Source organism: Vibrio sp. 378, from assembly GCF_033339435.1.
The window spans coordinates 1-575 of sequence record NZ_JAWOUO010000913.1 but is presented as its reverse complement, the minus strand read 5'-3'; the positions used below and the strand labels follow the sequence as shown (position 1 = coordinate 575).

General features: G+C 46.1%; 1 protein-coding gene. It reads right to left on the bottom strand.

Annotated elements, in window-relative coordinates; genetic code table 11:
• Positions 1-454: SulP family inorganic anion transporter (locus tag R7Q48_RS29570; protein WP_318133936.1), on the bottom strand; the 454-nt coding region annotated here is incomplete at its 3' end.
• Between the last annotated feature and the right edge of the window lie 121 nt (positions 455-575).

The following is a 575-nucleotide window of genomic DNA, read 5'->3' as shown; positions in this document are numbered from 1 at the left end:
CCGCAGGCGCAGCGTGCCCCAGGAGTGGCGACAATTGAAGAATGATGAGTATGACACCAATACCCGACATAAAGCCGGAGATCACGCTGTAAGGCATTAAGGTGACGTATTTACCCATCTTCAGCGTTCCAAGCAAGATCTGAAATGCACCCGCCATCATGACAACAGTAAACGTCATCGCCATACCTGTTTCAGGGTACTTCGCCATCATACTGGTCAATACGGCTGTCATGATCACCGTCATCGGCCCCGTGGGTTCTGAGATAAGTGTATTTGAGCCACCAAATAAGTAGGCAAACAAGCCCACCATTATGGCGCCCCAAAGGCCAGCTTCTGCACCCGCCCCCGAAGCAACCCCGAACGCCAACGCCAAAGGGAGAGAAATAATGGCCGTGGTCACCCCGCCAAATATATCCCCTTTGAAATTGATATCTTTAAAACGACTACCGAACACCGTTTAGCTCCCTGCATTAATTTCAAAATTAAATAAGTAAAATGTCATTACTTTAACGAGGAATGTGAAAAATTAAACCATAAATAAATTATGGCTTAATTCGTTATCTAATAAGCGGTCT